4 protein-coding genes are annotated in these 3,770 nt (G+C 34.2%); 2 read left to right on the top strand and 2 right to left on the bottom strand.

The window, feature by feature from the left end; genetic code table 11:
• The first annotated feature begins 482 nt into the window (after positions 1-482).
• Together pnuC and B2745_RS00715 are read left to right on the top strand one after the other, a co-directional pair.
• Complete coding sequence (gene pnuC, locus B2745_RS00720) at positions 483-1,097, top strand: nicotinamide riboside transporter PnuC (protein WP_304062339.1); 615 nt, start codon at positions 483-485, stop codon at positions 1,095-1,097.
• Positions 1,094-1,636 carry an ATP-binding protein gene (locus B2745_RS00715; protein ID WP_304062336.1) on the top strand — a complete coding sequence of 181 codons (543 nt, stop codon included), beginning with the start codon at positions 1,094-1,096 and terminating at the stop codon, positions 1,634-1,636. Before pnuC ends, B2745_RS00715 begins: the two co-directional genes overlap by 4 nt.
• Before the next feature lie 482 nt (positions 1,637-2,118).
• Here the strand turns inward: B2745_RS00715 and B2745_RS00710 are convergent, their stop codons facing one another.
• Both B2745_RS00710 and B2745_RS00705 read right to left on the bottom strand, forming a co-directional pair.
• Positions 2,119-2,700, bottom strand: coding sequence for a carboxymuconolactone decarboxylase family protein (locus tag B2745_RS00710; protein WP_026902797.1), 582 nt, complete (start codon positions 2,698-2,700; stop codon positions 2,119-2,121).
• A 484-nt stretch (positions 2,701-3,184) separates the two neighbouring features.
• On the bottom strand, positions 3,185-3,733 hold the full coding sequence (locus tag B2745_RS00705) for a peroxiredoxin (protein WP_026902798.1): 549 nt from the start codon (positions 3,731-3,733) through the stop codon (positions 3,185-3,187).
• Positions 3,734-3,770 lie beyond the last annotated feature (37 nt).

Below are 3,770 nucleotides of genomic sequence, written 5' to 3'. Positions count from 1 at the left end.
GTGTAGGCAAATAAATCTTTTGCAAAAACTTTCATTATGCACTGGCGGGAAACAATCCGACGGGTGTTATACAAACTTTCATCAAATAAAACCATTCACACCACTCAGGATTGTGCATAAAGATTTATTTAGACGAAACGACAAATATTCATCAGCCTTGATTTATTCATTTTTTGTTTGTTCTTTTTTTAAGGCATTCATGAACTCGTTCCTCGTTTGTGTTTTCTTTTCATCAAGGAAAAGAAAGAAGCCACTACCCGGCTAGGGTTGGAAAGCCTCGAGCGAAGACTTAATTCTAAAACACCATAAATGATATCAACGGTAAAAGATCTAAAATGCTATATTCTTGTTCAACTCCAATTCTAAAGTCAAATAATACCTAGAACTGCCTCTTTTAATATTTTTACCTTAATTGTTAAATGTAATTTAAGAAGTCCTTTATTTAACTATATCTTGGCTAAAAAATTTAATCAATTTTTTTTATGGACTTACTTCAAGAAATCATACATCAGTTTAAAGCTATTGGCTACCTAGAATGGTTTGGGGTAATTACAGGTGCGTTATGTGTTTATCTGGCAGCTAAAGAAAATATCCTGAACTGGCCTATTTCTATTTTAAGTATTGTTACTTATATCTATATTTTTTATGAGGCAAAACTTTACGGAGATACTATTTTACAATTCTATTTTCTTTTTACGGCTATTTATGGCTGGTATTATTGGGGTTTTGGAAAAAACAAAACCTTTATATCAGAAAGGCCTATTACCAAACTCACTAAAAAAGAATGGCTCATTGCTACTATAGTTCTTTTAAGTGCCAGTGTAACTTTTGGATATCTGCTTGATGATTTTACCGACTCTGATGTTCCTTATATAGATGGTTTTTGTACAGCTACCAGTTTTATAGCGCAGTTTCTCATGACGCGTAAAAAGCTAGAAAACTGGCTCATTTGGATATGGGTTGATGCCGTTTATATCCCTTTGTATATTCATAAAAATTTAATGGCAACCGCATTTCTTTATTTTGTTTTCTTGTTTATAGCTTTAAAAGGTTATATAGACTGGAAGAAAAGTTATAAGGATTTATCAAGGGCATGAATAAAAAAATCATCAAAATAGCTATCGTAGGACCAGAGTCTACCGGGAAAAGCACTGTCTCTAAAGGCTTGGCTCAACATTATAAAACACTTTGGGTGCCAGAGTATGCCCGTTATTATTGTGCGGCTTTAACAGCACCTTGTACTTTACAGGATGAACTTAACATGTTTTATGGGCAGATAGCTTTAGAAGAAGCTATGGAAGTGGCTTGTCATACAGGTTTATTGATTTGTGATACTACTTTCTTGACCGTTAAAATCTGGAGCGATTACCAATTAGGAGAAACTCCACAACCTGTATTAGATGCTTTACAAAGTCATAAATACGATTTTTATATCCTGCTGAAAAATGATATCCCTTGGGAACCCGACCCGCTGAGAGATTTTGAAGGTTTAAGCGATTATTTTATGGATGTATGGCGTAAAGAGTTAAAAGCTTTACATGCTAACTATGTAGAAGTTGGTGGTTTAAACAACCGACTGCAAAATGTTATCTATGCTATTGATGCGTTTTTAAAGAAAAGCCAATACACCCCTTAGTGTATTTTTATGATGAAAACACCAGATTTAATACCCCATTTAAACGCTGGAAATGCACTTTTTGAAAAATGTTTTTGAGGGGGTAGCTGTAAGGTTGCCGTAAGGTAGCTGTAAGCTAGCTCTAAGCAAGGGGGCTTAGTGTATTTTTTGAATAAAAATTACTAATTTTCTAAAAGATATTTTAAGGTGTTTGAAGCAGAAATTTCAATTGTTCTGGTTACCTGCTGGATGACCCCTAAAGCCTTGATTATTTTTTGAAAGAGCTAAAACAAACAAAGCCTGCATGAAACTCATACAGGCTTTGTTTGTTAACAATTAAAACTTATTTGTCCTTAAAGTAATGATGTGTGTACTGCTTTAAGGGATGATTAACCTTAACACTAATTTAAGAAAAATATGCACTTACAAGCAAATCATTTAAACAATTTTGTTAAAATAGTTTTCCACAATTTCTAAAATTGCAAAATATTTAATCGTAAAGCCTAATAAATAACTTTACCGGTGGCTGTAACTAAAGAGGCAATTCTTACTGCATCAAAAATTCTTTCTTCTGTAGTACCCAATTTAATTAAGGAGTCTTCGTGAGCATTAACACACATTTCGCAACCATTGACCGCCGATATGGCTAAACTTAATAGCTCAAAAAACTCTTTCCCGGTTACCGGCTTCATCATAATTTGCATTCTGATACGGGCAGGAATTTGAGTATATTTCTCCTTTTGCGTAAAATGACGGAAACGGTAAAAAATATTATTAGATGCTAATAAGGAAGCGCAAGAAACTGCCTCAGCCAATTCATCTGCTGTAGCGCCATGTTGTACAGCATAGCTATGGTAAAAATCAATTAAAATAGCATTTTGGTTGTTTGTTGCCACACTTAAACCTATTAAGCCGCACTCTTTTTCTGATAAGAACTCTGATGTTAAAGTGCTATTTAAGTTTAACTTTAAATCTCTTAAATACTTAAACTCGGTTTCATTTAATAAGGCTAATGCTTTGTTATCTAAATTAGATAAACCAAAAATTGCTAATAACTCTTGAGTAGTTTCTTTAATATTTTCCATTCTTCTGATTCTTAAATGATGATGATATGAAGCAACAAAAAAAGCTGTTTCATAAAGGCAGTTTATCTTGTTTCCTTCGACTCTCTTACTACTGACGTTAAAATATTTCAAAATCAGGCATTAACGCACAAGCTTTCCGGCCTCTTGACCGGCCATGTCAAGTTACTTTTTTCCGCAAAAAGTAACCAAAAACTCTCCGCTGCGCCGCTTGCTTCTAAAGGTTCTGCTAGGGCTAGTCCTGTAGATTCCGCAACCGCCAAGGCGGAATTGGAAGTAAACGGTTGTTAATGCTTGGGCTCGACTATCGAACTACCTAAAAACGTCAATTCATATTGATTTATATGAAATATCTTTCTATAACAAGAAGTTATTAAACTTCAGAAGATACAACTAAGTGTAACTAAGCTGAGTTGGAAACCGACAAGAATAAAATCTTGGCAAATAAGATAAAATTGTTTGCTATGAAACAGCTTAAAAAAATGTCTTAAACAGTTAATGTTTCTTGTCCTTTTTCCCAATTGCAAGGGCAAAGTTCATCAGTTTGTAAACCGTCTAACACACGTAAAACTTCTTTTACGTTGCGTCCTACGCTTAAATCGTTTACACATACCCAACGGATGATACCTGTAGGATCTATAATAAACGTTGCTCTGTAAGCTACTTTCTCATTATCATTAGTTAGGATGCCTAAATCCTGAGCTAAAGATTTAGAAGTATCTGCAAGCATTGGAAATTTAAGACCGCGTAAATCATCGTGGTTATTTCTCCAAGCTAAGTGAACAAATTCTGAATCTGTAGAGGCGCCAATTAAACGGGTTTCTCTGTCTCTAAACTCACCAAAGTTTTTATTAAACTCAGCAATTTCTGTTGGGCAAACAAAAGTAAAATCTTTTGGCCACCAGAACATTACTGTCCATACGTTGTCATCGTTTACTAAATAATCTGAAGTAATGGTTTCAAATTCTTTGCCTTTTTCTAGGCTGGTTACTGCTAATTTTGAAAATGTTGGGAATTTTTCTCCTACGCCAATCATGATATATATGTTTTAGATTTGAAGCCGCAAAGATAGT

It is taken from the genome of Pedobacter glucosidilyticus (assembly GCF_002483235.1).
In the GTDB taxonomy this organism is placed as follows: Bacteria; Bacteroidota; Bacteroidia; order Sphingobacteriales; family Sphingobacteriaceae; genus Pseudopedobacter; species Pseudopedobacter glucosidilyticum_B.
Note: the sequence above shows the minus strand (reverse complement) of the source record. Positions and strands in the feature narration are given on the sequence as shown.